Genomic DNA, 14711 nt, shown 5'->3' with positions numbered 1-14711 from the left:
CAGACAGGGGGAGCCAATACACGAGTGAGGTCTACAAGCAGGCGCTGGACAGACTGCACGCGGTTCAGAGCATGAGCGAGAAAGGAGAATGCTGGGATAACGCCGTTCAGGAGAGCTTCTTCGCGACGTTGAAGACGGAACTGGAGCTTGGAAAGGCGCAGTGGGGTCGTGTCCAGACACGAACAGAAGTTTTTGAGTGGATTGAGGTGTTCTATAACCGCCAGCGTCGTCACTCCGCGTTGGGCTACCGGTCCCCAGCGGCCTTTGAGGAGCAAGCCCCCATCCCGAACTGAGCCTCCACCAAACCCTTGACAGATCAGACACCTTCAAATGGGTGACTAAGCCGGGCAAGGGCGTGCAGATGGCCCAGATTGACAGCATTTATCACGATGGATATCTGGCGGTCACGCCGTTGGGAACACAGTCTCAGGAAGACACTCTGCTGCTCCTGAAGGACGGTACGGTCTACTCCGGGCTTCAGGTGTCGCCCGCCGATCTGGACGTGGCAGCCTCACGCAAAAATGAACCCGACGAGACCGTCAGTAGCGTTTAGCAATCTGCCAGTATTGGGTCAGCAGGCCAGTTATGGCCGTGGCGTTCTTCGGGTCCGTGACGATCTGGTAACTGGTCTTGCCAGGAATGATGATCGGCCCGCCGTGCACGACAATCAAGCTGTTCGTGAAGTTCGCTGGCATGGTGTAGACGGCTGCGCCTACAGCCTTGAGCGGCTTCATGTTCTGAGCAAATTTGGGGGAGGTCATCACCCGCACTTTGATGGCCCGCTGCTGGGCCAGTTGCAAGATGCCGCGCTGAAACTCGCCGCTGCCAAACGTCACACCGTACAGGTCTACGTTGCCCCTGAGCAGTCCGAGGACGGCTTTGGTGTCGGTGATGGTGGTGATAAGGGCCTGCGCTTGGGCGGTGGCCGTCAGCAGCAGCGCAAGGATGGAAAGGGTTCTCATAAGCGCTCCTTAAAACGGGTAGTCGATCAGTGGGACACCACTGACGCGCGGCACTTCGTACCCTTCTGGGACGCTTTGCCAGGTGAAGTGCGTTTGAAGTCCGGCATAGGGCAGGCCTAGGGCGAATTCTTTAATCAGCACCGGCGCGGGCAGCGGCACCACAACCGGGGGAATCTGGATGGAGACATTGTTGCCGACTGCCATATAGATCATCTGGCGCAGTGGCTTGGCCCCCACAGCTTCAGGAAGGAGCTTGACGGTGGGCCGCGTCCATGCTGAAAACAGGTTGGTGTAGCCAAACCGCTCATAGACGGGCGACGGCTGCTGCGGGAAGGTGCGCTTGAACTCCTCAAGCTTCCAGACGCCGGGCGGGTTGGGTGTTGCCAGCACGTCGGTCAGGGTGGGCAGGGTATGAACCCGCAGGGGCAAGGTGATCGCGTTCCCCGTCAAGCCCTGGGCGTAGTAGACCGGGGCGGTGGCTGCGAACACGCCGCCCAACCTGGTTCCGGCGTCCTTGCCCTTCTGGGCCAGCCCTCCAAGGTCAGGCTTGAGGGTCTGCGTGGGGGCCACCAGCGCCCCCGTGAGCAGGGTGTCCCACAGCAGGGGCAAGAACTTCGCCGTGGGCTTGATGGCCTTCAGAATGTCTTTCTGGTAGTCGGCCTGATACAGCTTCTCGGCAGTGAGGGTGGCGGCCCCCACCCGGTTGACGGCCTCGTCATACCGGAAGGCAATCGGCCTGGGCGCAAGCGGATTCAAGGTCTCCTGATCCCCCTCAACGCAAAAGAGTTTTGTTGTGCCCAGGTAAAAACAGGTGCCGGGGAGATACATCAACGTCAGGTCTAATGTTGATCCAGCACAGTAATCCGTATTCGGGACGTTCGGCAGGATGGAATAGGTGTCCATACCCAACTTGTCTTTAATATCCTGTTGAGGGATTTTCCCAGTCAATTCTTTGGGATACATTGAATTTTCAGTATTGATCACAAGCTCTGGTTGGGCTGCCGCTTGATTCTGTCCAAAGTCTATGGTGCAGTGCGAGAGATTCATCAAAGGGCTGTTGAGATTGAGCATCGCCCGCCAGTAGTAGCGGTCCTCAAAACGCTGCCATGCCTGCCGCATGTCCTGACCGACACGGAGCGTTTCATCACTGAGGCTGTACGGCACCCGGTACTGGTACTTGCCGCAGCCCGCTTTGTCCTTGTCGTTCCTGGCCTTCGCCGCACATGTCTTGTACTGCTTGAACTTCTCAACATTGATAAATGAGGCGTGTGGAATGGGCCTCATGCTGGACGTGTCGTAAATATTCCGACGGTCATACTTCGGGGCTTTCTCGGTTGTTGCGGCTGTGGCGCAGCCCGCCAGCAGCAGCCCCATGAAGACAGGCGGCCATCTCATTTGAGGATGACGCCCACGTACTTGCGCACCGTGGCTTTGGTGGCGGTGTCGGCCTCGATCACCACGAACATCAGGACTTTCGGCCCAGCCAGCTCAAGCACCCGCTGGGGCACTTCCACCGTTCCCTTGAATGGGTCGGCAGCGCCGACAGGAAAGTACCCCTTGAGAATGCCGAGATCGCTGACGGGCACGTTCTTGACGCGCAATGAAGTCTGGGCCGTGTCCAGGGTGTAGGTCTTGCCTGCGGCGGCCCCGCTGAGTCCCACGGTATACCTGAGTGCCAGGACGCTCGGCGTCCTGGCGTTGCCTTCCAGGGTCACGGTCAGGGTTAGTGAGCCATTGGTCCCGACAAATGAGGTTGGCCGGGCTGTGGCAGGTGCTGAGACTGGGCGCGCTGGAACTGGCCTAGCTGGAACGGGCCGAGCTGGAACTGGAGGCGGCTTCACCACCAGAGCAGGGGGCTTGGCAGCAACAGTCGGTTTGACCACGGGAGCCGGTGGCTTGACCACTGGGGGCTTCACGGCCTGCACAGGTGGTTTGGCGGCTGTGGCCAGGACTGGCCTGGGGGCCGGGTTCTTGATGGTGTAGGACAGCACGCCGCTCCCCTTGTCGGTGAGGTCCACCAGCACTTTGAGAATGACGGGGGAGGAATTGGGACTTGCCGCCGTCTCCCCTGATGCTGATTTCTCTGCCTTTTCTTCAGCAGCCGTCAGCAGCCGAAAATTGATTGTGGCTGTGCCGCCAGCCTGAAGCGCGTCAATGTAAACGACTCTTCCGTCGTATTTATCAATGCTCGCCAGCACGGCGTCTTGTTTGCTTGCATTGATCCCGATGCTCTGAACCCTGGACGGAAAAACCAGCACGATCTGATAGTTCGTGCTGGCGGTCATCTTGACGGCGCTGTTTCCCGTCAGTTGATTGGTCGTGAAAATGGTTTGCAGGCCAGTCTTCACCACGGGCGCATTGCCCGGCGTTGCTGGTGCGGCGCTGGTTCTGGCCACACCATTTGGAGCGGGCGGCTTGCTGGGCGTCACCGCTCTCTGCGCTGGCGCAGGCGTCGAGGCCACCTGCGGGGACGACGCCTGACCGTGCCCCAGGCAGAGCGTCAGGGCCAGGGCAGTCCAGGAAGATGCTTTCGTCATTCACGTATTTTGACACGAATATTCTGAGTAAATCTCAAATTTTTAATAAAATGACTCAAAAAACGCCCTGATCAATGTCATCATCTTGATCTTCTGCGTCAAGGTCTAGAGACAATACCACCTGTGGCGCGGGTGCAGGTAAGGCTGGCGGAGGTGCTGGCGAAACTGGTGAACTGGCGTCAGGCGCTGGAACAGGCGTGGAATCTTCGCCTGTTTCAGCCTCTGCTGAGGGCGGATTGACGGGCGCTGTGGCCGGGGACACCGCAGCGGCTTCTGCACCAGCTTCCGGCGCACGGCCAGCGGTGGCTGGAGTCTCAGGAGTAGGGGAAGACTGCGCCTGGACGCCAGCCTCTGGCCCGGCCTGGGGCACTTCGGTGGTGACCGGCGGCTCTGTGTCTAACCGTCCTGTGTCTGACCGCCCAGGGGGTCTGGGCGCGGGGGACTGCTGCGCGCTGGCGTGTTCCTTGAACCGCCACGGCTCCAGCCGGTGGGCCAGGATGGGGGGAAAGTCGTTGCACAAGATGATGCTCTTTCCGGCCCCCAGCATGGCGAACTCACTCGCGGAGATCAGTTCGCGCTCGGTCATGCGGACATTGGTGTTCAGTTCCTTGCCGTGTTCCTCTTTGGCCATGCCCCGGTCCTCCATCATGTACTTGCCGCAGGACGCAGAGACAAACGAGGACGTGCCTTCCCGGTCGTCGTCTGAGCGGTCCACGGCAGGCAGAAAGACCTTGGTGTGGGCGTTCTCCATGATCACGGTCCGGCCTTCCTTGCCCCAGATGTCGCTGAGCTGGGCCAGCGACTGAATGTAGATGCACAGGTAGATTCCGCGTCCGGCCACGGTGCCCGCGTACTCGGCCAGCAGGTTGGGCGAGGCCCTGAACGCCTCGTCAAAGACCGTCAGGATTTTCTGACCCTCCAGGCTGGGATTCAGGTCATAGCGGCGCATGATCGAACGGAAGATGGCGTCGATGACCAGGTTGAACAGGGCGAGGTTCAGGGTCAGTTCGGACTCGCGGAACACCAGATACACCGTCGTCGGTCTGTCCACGATATTGGCGGCCATGAAATCGCTGCCACCGGTCATGTGCTTGACGCCTGGGGTGATCAGGAAGCTCGCCGCCGTTCTGAGCCGCTGCCAGGAGTTGTTCAAAAAGCGGTCCCCGTCCGCCTCATCCCAGTCCATCTGGTCCGGGTCTTTGCCCAGAAACGAGTTCAGCCACCGGGTCACTTGTGGATCGCGCAGCGCCTGGAGTCTGAGGGCTGTTCCTTTGAGACCATGCGGCTGGTAGATCATCGAATCCAGAAACGCGACGGTGGGCGCTCCCGAAACTTTGGCCGCCTTGATCAGTGCCGCGAGCGCCGCGCTGGCACGCTGGGCGAAGATGGCGTTCGCACCGTCCTTGTCCGGCTGCATGAACCCGATGGCCGCGCTGAAGATCTGTTCATCGGTCTCCAACTCTTTGAAAGGATCAAATTGATGGCTGCTTTCTCCACCCGATGGGTTGAGAATGAACACGTCCTGGCCCAGCACGTCGCGGCGGTACCCGGCGGTCTGCTCGGCGATCTCGCCTTTGATGTCCACGACGATGGCTGAACCTTCCCAGTTGTACAGGTTGCTGGCAATACTCAGGCCCTTGCCACTCCGGCTGGGGCCAACCCACAGAAAATGTCCCAGTTCGTTTTTTCCAGCGGTGCCCGGGCGGACCACCAGGGGCTGCTTGTAAGCGAAGCCCACCATCACGCCGTCCCCTTCAAATACCCCTCTGGTCAGCGGCGCAATTTCAGCCTTGTGGGCGAAGTGGGCCGTGTGCCGGACCTGGGGCCGACTGTCCTTGAAGAGATAAACAAGCCCGCTTCCCACCAGGAAGAATGCGGCGGCAAAAATACCCTGGCCCAGCATTGTGAAAAAGACGGTGACCCAGAAGACCAGCAGCGCCAGACACCAGCGCAACATGAACAGCTTGTAGTTGACGATCACAGCGTGCCGCCGGGAGGAACAGGTGAAGTCTGGCGCGACTCCTCCACCTTGACCGAATTCACCCGCATATCACGGTTGGCCATGACCTCGGGACGCCAGTACAAACCGAATGAAGCGCTGAATAGTCCAAAGATCACCCCGGAGATCAGGGCGCTCTTGACCATCAGCGGAGCGGTCCACGACAGCAGCAGGCCACTCCGGCAAGCCTCCGAGTTCAAGCAGGCCATCCAGAACTTGAAACCAGTGCCCTGCTGGGCCGCCTCGTGCTGCCCACTGTAGACGCTGATGTACTGGGCAAAGGCGCGCTCGAAATCCGGGCGAACGCTCGTCACCATGAGGAACAGAAAAACCAGTGTGGCCAGCACCCCCAGCCACTTGGTCAGCAGGGGCCTCATATCAAGATAAATCGACTGGAATCTCATTCTGACCACCTCCAACAGCTAGCTTCCAAACTGAATGTCAACCGTCCTCTTTTTCTGAGGACCGTCGTTTTCTGTCTCCCGTTCAGCCTGCCTTCCTCCTGCCTTGCCCGGCAGATTTGTTTCACCCTCGTAGTCCTGGTTGATCGAGATGGCCCTCGCCGCATAGGTGACCTGTTGCTGTTCCTCATCACCCACCGCCCTGAGCTGTCCAATGTCCTCCACCGTGAACCGTTCGCTGGTGGGGATGAGAACGTGGGCATGGGGATGCTCCGTGTGTCCCTGCTGCCCGGCATGGACCACGAGCATGTAGTTGTCGATGTTGTTCCTTTCAAGAACACTCCGCGCCCAGCGCTCTGTCTCCTGAGCGGTCATCCCGGCGTTGCCGCTGCTCATCACCACCCGGTACAGATGGTCTCCATTCGACTGCTCCAGTCGCCTTTCCAGCTCGCGCCGGCCCTGCTCTCCATCGTCAGCAAGCCGGAACCGCCCCTCTCGCGTGATCACCTCCCGGTTTCCCGGCTCGGCTTCCAGCGTGGGCCGACGGGTAAAGTAATCAATACTTTTCATGCCGATCCTGGCCTTCACTGCGCCCTGACTGGCCGTCTTGAAATTCATTTTGATGATGGTGGCGATGACTCTTCCTCCTCCATATCTGCTTGGTTGATGAACGGGTCGTCCACGAGCAAGCGTCTCCAGTTTCCGAAGCCCTTGATGTCCTCTCGCAATTCCTTGTACGTGCTGTCCCAGTTGCGCCGCTCCAGCTCACGCACCCGCTCCCGGTCAAGCTGAGGCGGCAGGATCAAACTGGCCTGAACCATCCGCCGGGCCGTTCCCGCTTCCATGTAGCTCCTGACCATCATTTCCATCAGGTTCTCCATCATCTGATTGATTTCCTGACGCACCGCAGAGCGGATATGCGGGGCAAGCAGTTGATCTGAAGTGCCTTTGTAATCGTAAATAAATGCCTGTTCTAGCAAGTGGCCAGCGTAGGAATAAACGGACAAATTTTCCTGATCGCATTTTTGCTTGATGCGCCTAGCCAGTTCCTCGCTGACTCCTACCTGCAATCTCACCTGTTTACCCGACATGGATCACCCTCCATTTTCTTTCTATTTTTTATTTATTTCTCTTCGTGCTGTTGAGTAGAGGTGTAGTAAGAGTTCAGCCTGGAAAAAGTTGTCCCAGTGGGCGGATTCGCAACCCATTACTCTTACTCCTTATCCTGCCCACTTGGCCGAAACCCGCCCGCCGCCTGCCACCGCCCCTGCCCACCGCCAGCCAAACCAGAATACAGAATAAATCAGCCTCAAAGTCGGTAATTCCACTGTATCAGTTCAAGAAAGCAACGCCAAAGTAAAGATCAGCAGACCATGCCCCTGCTCCTGCCTGGGGAGAACCGAGACAAAAAAAGACCCCCTACACGCTGGGGGTTGCTCTGCCTGGGCCCGGTCCTGGGCGGTCACACTTCTGCTGCGCTAGTCTGCCGCCTTACCCTGGGCTGCCTCGGCTGCCTGGGCTGCCGCCGCCGCTCTGGGAACTTGCCGACTGGCCTGCCCTGCGTCCACCACTGCCTCGCCCGGTGTCAGCTTCTTGCTGGTGCGCTTCCGCTTTTTCTTCAGTGATTTTCGGAATTCCTCTGCGCGGGATTTGAAATCGATTTTGCCACTCGTGACGTCATCCTCGTAGGCGATCCCGGCTGCGCCGCGCATGGTGGTCAGCTCCAGTTGTCTGAGGGTCTCCTGGTGCCAGTTAGAAAACGTTTCGCCTTGCTGGGTCATCAGATCGCGGTACATGGACCCCCGAACGGCAAAAGACTTCTCGATGGGCATGCAGTCGATCTCGCCTCTCTTCGCTGCTTCACGGAACTGCTGGATATACTTGACCTGAATCTTCGTCTCCATTCGCGCAATCAGATCTGATAATTTCAAGAACCCAGTTTGTGTCATGGCGCATTTTTAGCACAGATCTCGGCAATTTGTCGGTGCTAAAGTCAAGATCTGATGTGCAATAGGACAGATCCAGAGCCTTGCCACTCTGGGCGCAACTCGTATGACAGGCACCACTCAGGTCCAGGATTTTTTCTCAGGGCTAGAGGACACTTCAAATCAACTTCGGGGGTGGGCATGAATGGGTACAAGCGGGTCTGGGACAACACACTGAAAAAGCAGGTGTACGTTCACCGCCTGGTGGCCGCCCAGAGCCTGGGCCGCGCGCTGCTGCCCGGCGAGGTGATTCACCACCTGAATGGGGACAAGCATGATCTCCGCCCTGAGAATCTGCTGATGCTGCCCAGCCAGGCCGCGCACATGGTGGTGGAGCATCTCGAGCGCAAATGCTCACGCGGGATGGCCCCCCTGTTTGAACTGGAACAGATGGTGGCGGGGTCTGTTTGCCTCCCCCTGGATTCCGACGCATGAGGGCCGATTTCCCCAGCGCAGATTCTCATACGCAATAGCAGGGCAGCCCCATTGTTATCTCTCTTTGACAATGGTTCGGACAGTTTTCAGCAGGTACGCTGCCAGCAGAACAATATTTTTCAACCGTTGCCCGAATTAAACTCAATCCGACACCGACACCCGGATTGATATTATTCATTTGCCCTGCCAGACAGCCTTGTTGATCAATCGGAGACACATCATCCGAACGCAGAGCATTCTGTGTCCAGCAGAGCCTTGGACGTCTCGCGACACCCCACCTTTTCTCCTCTCCATCCACCACGCGACGCCACCCAAAACTGTCCGAACCATTGATCAGGTGCAGTGGGCCTCCGGTGAGACCCGCGAGGGCTGGCTGCGTGCGGGAGTGGGCATGGACTTCACGGCGGCGGTGGTGGCCAATGTAGCGGCGCGGCTGGCCCGAAGGGAGGGCCGCCCCGGAGCGTACACGCCCGGCGCACTGTTTGGCACGAATCTCGCCGAGGAGGTGAATGGTCAGTTCCTACTCGATCTCGATGCGACGTGAACACCGACTTCCGTACTCAGGCAAAGTTGACCGCCCCGGTCATTACGGTTGTGGCCGTCCCACCAAGCCAGAAGCGCTGATCTTCAACCGGGCCAATCAGGTGAACGTAGCCCTCACGCCCAACGAAGCGGCCTTGCTGGGTTAGGTAAGGCGTGCCTGACGACTGGGCATAACTCAGTTCATGCTCAAGCGCCGCCACGCAGGCGTTTCCACCGCCGCAGACCGCATCTTCTGGCACGCCGATGGCCGGGCCAAACGAGCGGACCTCAAACTGTCCGCGTTCGCCAGCAGAAGTGGGCGCGTAGACCGTAACGCCCGACACCCCCAGTTCGGCGCTCAGGACTTCAATGGTGGGCATGTCCGGGGAGAGCGACGCCAAGTCTGCCGCGCTGCCGAGTTTGAACACCACCCAGTTGGCTCCGGCGCTCACCCGATAAACGAGGCACTCAACGGCTGACCCGGTGGCCTGACACACGGCGCTGGCCTGCCCGGCAGTCAGTGGGCGTACCGTCCCCGGCGTTGGCGTTTTGACAAACAGTTCAACGTTGCCAGAAGGATGCTGGAGAACCTTGATCTGGGCTGAAGTCCCCGGACTGTGCTGCCAGAGGGTGCTTTCCTGACCCTCAAACGTGCTGAATGCGCCCTGAGTCGGCGTGAACGGTGGTGGCGACACCAGGCCGCAGGCCAGCGCCACATGCGCGGCACCCAGGGAGGGATGCCCGGCGAAGGCGAGTTCGGTGCGCGGTGAAAAGATGCGAACTTGATAGGCGTCGGCATCTTGCGCTTCTGCTGGCCGGCGCAGGTACACCGTTTCCGGCATGCCGTTCCAGGCCGCGAATGCCTGCATCTGCGCGGCGTCCAGTTCAGCCTGCACCAGGACCACCATCACCGGATTGCCGCGCAGGGGCGCGTCCGAGAACACGTCCACGACGTGGTAGGGCAGCTTCTCCATCTCAACCTCCCTGTGACAGGCTCTGGGCCACCGCCAGCATCGTCTGGGCCGCGAGTTGCGCCTCACTGGCCGAGACATCCAGATGCGTCGTGACCCGCACGAAGTCGCTGCCGATGGCCCGTACCCGCACCCCTTCTTTCAGGCAGCGGGCCGCGAATTCATGCGCCGTAACCAGCGGCGACGTGAACCCAAACCGCAGGATGTTTGAAGCGGGTTGCGGCGGATCAAAGCGCAGCGCACCACACGGCGACAGAACGTGCCAGATGGTCTGCGCGTTGGCGTGGTCAGCGACAAGTTGCGGCAAATGGTGTTCCAGGGCGTACAGGCCAGCCGCCGCTAGCACCCCGGATTGCCGCATGGCCCCGCCCAGACGGTACTTCCACTGCCAAGCCTGCTCTACAAACGCGCTGCTGCCGCACAACACCGCGCCCACTGGGCAGCCCAGCCCTTTGCTGAGATCAATCCAGGCGCTGTCCCAGCCCAGGGCGTACTCGCGGGCGCTGATACCCGTTGCAGCCGAGGCGTTGAGCAGCCGAGCGCCGTCCAGGTGCGCTTTGAGTCCGTGTGCGTGGGCCAGGTCTCGCACCGCCTGAAGCTGAGCAAGCGGCCAGACCGCGCCCCCAGAGAAGTTGGTGGTCTGCTCCACCGACAGCAGCGTGGTGCGCGGCGCAGTGCGCGTCCGGGGCCGGATCATCTCCAGCACCTGCGCGGCGTCAAAGACCCCGTGCGGCGAGGTGATGGCCCGGATGGAGATACCCGCCAGCGCCGCCGCGCCCGCCGCCTCGGTACCGTAAATGTGCGACTCATGGTCACAGATCAGTTCATCGCCGGGGCGCGTGTGCGTCAGGATCGCCACCAGATTGCACATGGTGCCGGACGGCATGAACACGCCCGCCTCCTGCCCCAGCAAGTCGGCCACCACCCGGCACAGTTCCAGCGTGGTGGGATCGTCGCCGGATTGCTCGTCGCCCACCACCGCCCCAGCCATCGCCGCCCGCATTCCTGAGGTGGGCCGGGTCTGGGTGTCGCTGTACAGGTCAATGACGTGCAGCGCAGCGCTCAGAGCGCTTCCAGGGTGTCCGTCAGACCAAGCGGCATGGCGGAGTCCTCAAAAGCGATGGGGTCATCTAGAAAAGTGGCGGGTTCCAGCGCCGCCCGGTTGACGCGCAGATCAAAGACGTCAAAGCGGTTGTAATAGCCCACCACGTCGTGAAACTGCTTGGGTACGATGCAGTCGTCCAGGTTGACATCGGCGTACACGATGCCCTCCTCGTCTTGCAGGGTCTCACTGATGACCGATCCAGTGGGGCCGATGATCATGGACACACTGCGCGGCGAACTGTCCACCAGAGCGCGGGCGGCGGGTTCTCCCCGGCAGATCAGATCGGCGGCAGCGTCGCTGAAAAATCCCGAGGAGACGATGGTAAAACATTTGGCCTCAAAGCTGTGCGCCCCGGAGCGGATGCGGATGGCCGAGGCCAGGTCATAGCGTTCCGTGCTGCCAGCGGGGTGGGTCGGCCAGCACGGCGAGTACGAGGCGATATGCACCTGCTCACCCTGCGCCATCAGGCTGTAGCGGGCCAGCGGATTGGTGTTCTCGCCGCAGATCAAGGCTCCCACCTTGCCCACCGGGGTATCCACCACCCGCAGGCCGCTGCCGTCCCCGTTGGCCCAGGTCAGCTTTTCCCAGTAGGTCGGCACCAGTTTGCGGTGACGGTTGAGGATGCTGCCGTCGGTGCCGATCAAGACGTTGGTGTCCCAGATACAGCCCACACTGACCTTGGACGCTTCGTTGATGCCCAGCGAGACGACCACGCCGTGCTGACGGGCGGCGCGGCGTACCCGGTCAATGGCCGGATGGTCAATGGTCACGGCGCTCTTGACCATCCGCACGAAAAAATCATGGTTTTCCACGGGCGCACGCACGCCAGACCAGACCGGAAAGGCGCAGATGTGAGCTTCGGGGAATGCCACAATGCCCGCGCCGTTGCCCGCCGCTTCGGCGATCAGGTCGCAAGTCTTGTCAATGGTGGCGTCCAGATCAAAATAGATGGGCGAGACGTGGCAAGCAGCGGCTTTGAACGTGGTAGGCATATGGGGAGTCCTTTGAGAGAAACTGACAGACCTGGGCAATGGGAAGACGAGTAAAGGGCGATACGCCGCCTTCTCCTGACGCTGGAAGGCCAGAGGTACCCTGACACTAGCGCCACATCCACCAGGAGAGCCGTCGCTGCGGGCGGGGCAGTTCGGGGATGACAGACGGCCCGGCCACGGCACATGCCAATGGAGGGTGAAGTGGCCCCCCGCTTTTCGGACTCGACGCCCAGCTTTGCAGACCATAATCGCTGTCCCCTGGCGTCCGAACGATCTGAGTTCGACTTTGCCCTTTTCGCGATTCAGGCTGCGTAACACAACGCGTCTGATATCCGCACGAAGACGTGCTGCCGACAGCTCGGAGATCTTTTTGCTGATGTAGTGAATGTGCTCCGCAAAGATGGAGGGCATGGCCCTGGCGGCCTGACAAATTTTAGGAGGTTGGACGGAAAACGAGCTGCCAGCCAACTTCAAGAATGGTTTGAGGAGAGGCATGGGGGCGTCTTCGCTGACCCAGTAGCTCAGGGTCAGGCTCCCCTGGAGCGTCAGATGAGAGAAGATTGCCTGACCACGGCTCAGCGCGTCATAAACCGCCCGGAGACCGATCTTGAGATGACTCAGCGCCCGCTGCCAATGGGGATCGACGACACGGCGATCCCCACGTTGCACCACCTCGGTGCCTTCGGAGACGAGCAGTGATCCCCACTCCGTTCACTCGTGACTCGGGGACTCTACATAACCTAGAGTGGGTTATGACCGTTACTACCGAAGCCGAGTTGCAAGGCATGAAGCGTGCAGGGTACGTGGTTGCTGAAACACTCCGCACCCTCAAGGCCGCCATCCGTCCGGGGATCACGCCCGCTGAACTTGACGCTCTGGCCGGAACCGTCTTCAAACGCGAAGGGGCTAAATCTGCGCCACGAATGATTTACAGCGCACCCGTCAACGTCTTTATCAGCGTCAACGACGACATCGTTCACGGCCTCCCAACCCAACGTCCCCTGGAAGCAGGGGACATCGTGAGTCTGGACGTCACGCCCTTCGTGGACGGCTACATTGCCGACGCAGCGGTCACTGTTGCTGTTCCTCCAGCGTCCCCTGTGGTCATGCGCCTGATTGAATGTACGGAGGCCGCGCTACAAGCGGGCCTGGCTGCGGCCAAGGCAGGCCGCGCCGTCAATACCATCGGCAAGGCAGTTGAAACCGAGGTTAAACGCCGTGGATTTGTGGTGCTCCGGGACTTATTTGGACATGGCCTTGGACGTGCCATCCATGAGGAACCAAATGTGCCGAATTACTACCGCCCCATAGACAAAATGAAATTGCATGAGGGGCTGATCATTGCTGTAGAGCCGATGGTTTCAGCAGGGCGGTCTCACCGTGTCAGAACACTTCGGGATGGATGGACCCTCAGCACCACAGACGGCGGCCTGGCGGCACACTTTGAGCACACCATCATGATTACAGGCAATAAGCCTTTGATCCTGACGGCGTAAACGTCTTTGAAGCTCACGGCCCGTGTCCCACTCCCTCGTTGGTTGTGTTGCCTTAACCGGATTGGGGTAGCGTGATCATCCGTGACCGACGCCAAGCCCTATCGACACCGCTTCCCAATGATCATCATTCAGCACGCTGTGTGGCTCTATCACCGCTTCCCGCTCAGCTACAGAGATGTTCAAGAATTGCCGCACCAGCGCGGCATTCAAGTCAGCCATGAGACCCTCCGCGAGTGGTGCATTAAGTTCGGTTCCCTGTTCGCAGAAGGACTGCGCCAGCGGGAACCCCGACGGGGTTCCCGCTGGTCCCTGGACGAGGTCTGCACGACGGTGGATGGCGTCCGACATTGGTTATGGCGGGCGGTGGACGAGCACGGCTTCGTGCTGGACATTCTCCTTCAACGGCATCGAGATACCGAAGCCGCGAAGACCCTCTTGACGCGTCTTATGGGCGAATACGACGTTCCAGAGGTCATCCACACGGATCAACTCTACGAAACCGCTGGGGATGAGCCATGCACTTTAGTGCAAGTCTTTCAGACCTGCGCCGTCACGAAAAACTGAGCGGCTGGGCAGTCAGAAGAGAAACCCTGGCGTGTCAGTGGGACATTGAGCTCAAGGTATGGCGTGCAGATAGGCGGAATGCTGTGGCGTTGACGGCGACTTTCAGTCGCACTATGAATCCCTGTACTTTCAGTGCAGGGTTCTTCAGTGCAGAGCTACGGAGCTGCGATCCGTGACCTTCCCAGCCTGCATGGGGTCGACCATCAGCACGTGATTTCCACGGCTCGCTGCAACAATGTCATTGAGCAATCGCACCAATCGACACGGTGTCAGGAACGACGACAACAGGGACTTAAACGAAAAAAACGAGCGCAAGAATTTCTGAGGCTGCACGCCCGAATCGAGAACCTTCACCATCACGCCCGAACCAGCGTTCCCACCACGACCAGACGAAGCAATCAGAAACAAGCGTTCCAGACGTGGTTAACGGTCGCGGCAGGGGTGGCCTAAACCTCAGGCCACCCCTGCCCTCAGTCTGCCGTGAGACCAGTTAAGGCAACACAACCCTACAAAGGGCTCACTCAGGAAACCCGCGTCCACTGCACCGTCCAGAAGGGCGTGCGCCTGTTCTGCCCCCGGCAATTCGCGGGGGACGGGCACCAGGCTAGGGTGAGCTTCACTCAACTTGCGAAACACTTGCGGCATGGGTGGGACGTTGCCGTACTCCGTAACCTCCCAGGCCCACAGTTTGAGGAAAGGTCTACCTACCACACATCATTCAATTCGCCGCCTATCACGTTGT

The 14711-nt window shown here is 59.8% G+C and carries 16 protein-coding genes and 1 pseudogene; 6 read left to right on the top strand and 11 right to left on the bottom strand.

The window, feature by feature from the left end; all coding sequences use genetic code 11:
* Both BOO71_RS22025 and BOO71_RS22020 read left to right on the top strand, forming a co-directional pair.
* A partial coding sequence (locus BOO71_RS22025; protein WP_139322765.1) for an integrase core domain-containing protein occupies positions 1-293 on the top strand: 293 nt, incomplete at its 5' end.
* A gap of 41 nt (positions 294-334) precedes the next feature.
* Complete coding sequence (locus tag BOO71_RS22020) at positions 335-553, top strand: hypothetical protein (RefSeq protein ID WP_075836111.1); 219 nt, start codon at positions 335-337, stop codon at positions 551-553.
* Here the strand turns inward: BOO71_RS22020 and BOO71_RS22015 are convergent.
* The 8 genes from BOO71_RS22015 to BOO71_RS21980 all read right to left on the bottom strand — a co-directional run bounded on the left by BOO71_RS22015 (position 540) and on the right by BOO71_RS21980 (position 7848).
* Entirely contained in the window at positions 540-962 is a 423-nt protein-coding gene (locus BOO71_RS22015; RefSeq protein ID WP_075836109.1) for a hypothetical protein, read from the bottom strand. The genes BOO71_RS22020 and BOO71_RS22015 overlap by 14 nt on opposite strands.
* A 9-nt stretch (positions 963-971) precedes the next feature.
* Positions 972-2357, bottom strand: coding sequence for a hypothetical protein (locus BOO71_RS22010; protein WP_139323115.1), 1386 nt, complete (start codon positions 2355-2357; stop codon positions 972-974).
* Complete coding sequence (locus tag BOO71_RS22005) at positions 2354-3499, bottom strand: hypothetical protein (RefSeq protein ID WP_075836105.1); 1146 nt, start codon at positions 3497-3499, stop codon at positions 2354-2356. Before BOO71_RS22005 ends, BOO71_RS22010 begins: the two co-directional genes overlap by 4 nt.
* Positions 3500-3554: 55 nt before the next feature.
* Complete coding sequence (locus BOO71_RS22000) at positions 3555-5480, bottom strand: type IV secretory system conjugative DNA transfer family protein (protein ID WP_075836101.1); 1926 nt, start codon at positions 5478-5480, stop codon at positions 3555-3557.
* On the bottom strand, positions 5477-5875 hold the full coding sequence (locus BOO71_RS21995) for a hypothetical protein (protein WP_075836099.1): 399 nt from the start codon (positions 5873-5875) through the stop codon (positions 5477-5479). Before BOO71_RS21995 ends, BOO71_RS22000 begins: the two co-directional genes overlap by 4 nt.
* Positions 5876-5920: 45 nt before the next feature.
* Entirely contained in the window at positions 5921-6517 is a 597-nt protein-coding gene (locus BOO71_RS21990; RefSeq protein WP_075836097.1) for a hypothetical protein, read from the bottom strand.
* Positions 6514-6990 (bottom strand): hypothetical protein, encoded by a 477-nt coding sequence (locus BOO71_RS21985; RefSeq protein WP_075836094.1) that lies wholly within the window; start codon positions 6988-6990, stop codon positions 6514-6516. Before BOO71_RS21985 ends, BOO71_RS21990 begins: the two co-directional genes overlap by 4 nt.
* A gap of 387 nt (positions 6991-7377) precedes the next feature.
* Positions 7378-7848: a hypothetical protein gene (locus tag BOO71_RS21980; protein WP_139323114.1), complete on the bottom strand. Its 471-nt coding sequence runs from the start codon at positions 7846-7848 to the stop codon at positions 7378-7380.
* Between the two features lie 177 nt (positions 7849-8025).
* Between BOO71_RS21980 and BOO71_RS21975 the strand changes: the two genes are divergently transcribed.
* Complete coding sequence (locus BOO71_RS21975; RefSeq protein WP_254843258.1) at positions 8026-8319, top strand: HNH endonuclease; 294 nt, start codon at positions 8026-8028, stop codon at positions 8317-8319.
* 337 nt (positions 8320-8656) lie between these two features.
* Positions 8657-8863, top strand: a complete 207-nt coding sequence (locus tag BOO71_RS27300; protein ID WP_139323113.1) for a hypothetical protein — start codon at positions 8657-8659, stop codon at positions 8861-8863.
* A 16-nt stretch (positions 8864-8879) separates the two neighbouring features.
* Here the strand turns inward: BOO71_RS27300 and BOO71_RS21970 are convergent, their stop codons facing one another.
* From BOO71_RS21970 to BOO71_RS21960, 3 genes are read right to left on the bottom strand one after another with little or no spacing between them, the layout of a single operon-like run.
* Positions 8880-9815, bottom strand: coding sequence for a PhzF family phenazine biosynthesis protein (locus BOO71_RS21970; RefSeq protein ID WP_075836086.1), 936 nt, complete (start codon positions 9813-9815; stop codon positions 8880-8882).
* Position 9816: 1 nt separating this feature from the next.
* Positions 9817-10851 carry a threonine aldolase family protein gene (locus BOO71_RS21965; RefSeq protein WP_303046773.1) on the bottom strand — a complete coding sequence of 345 codons (1035 nt, stop codon included), beginning with the start codon at positions 10849-10851 and terminating at the stop codon, positions 9817-9819.
* A 23-nt stretch (positions 10852-10874) separates the two neighbouring features.
* A complete protein-coding gene (locus BOO71_RS21960; protein WP_075836082.1) occupies positions 10875-11909 on the bottom strand; it encodes a carbon-nitrogen hydrolase family protein in 1035 nt (344 codons plus the stop codon).
* A 752-nt stretch (positions 11910-12661) separates the two neighbouring features.
* Between BOO71_RS21960 and map the strand changes: the two genes are divergently transcribed.
* Together map and BOO71_RS29345 are read left to right on the top strand one after the other, a co-directional pair.
* On the top strand, positions 12662-13405 hold the full coding sequence (gene map / locus BOO71_RS21950) for a type I methionyl aminopeptidase (RefSeq protein WP_075836119.1): 744 nt from the start codon (positions 12662-12664) through the stop codon (positions 13403-13405).
* Positions 13406-13486: 81 nt separating this feature from the next.
* A pseudogene (locus BOO71_RS29345) lies at positions 13487-14419 on the top strand (IS6 family transposase).
* The last annotated feature ends 292 nt before the right edge of the window (positions 14420-14711 follow it).

Source organism: Deinococcus marmoris (genome assembly GCF_001949125.1).
Lineage (GTDB): Bacteria > Deinococcota > Deinococci > Deinococcales > Deinococcaceae > Deinococcus > Deinococcus marmoris_A.
This window is presented reverse-complemented; position numbering and strand designations above follow the sequence as displayed.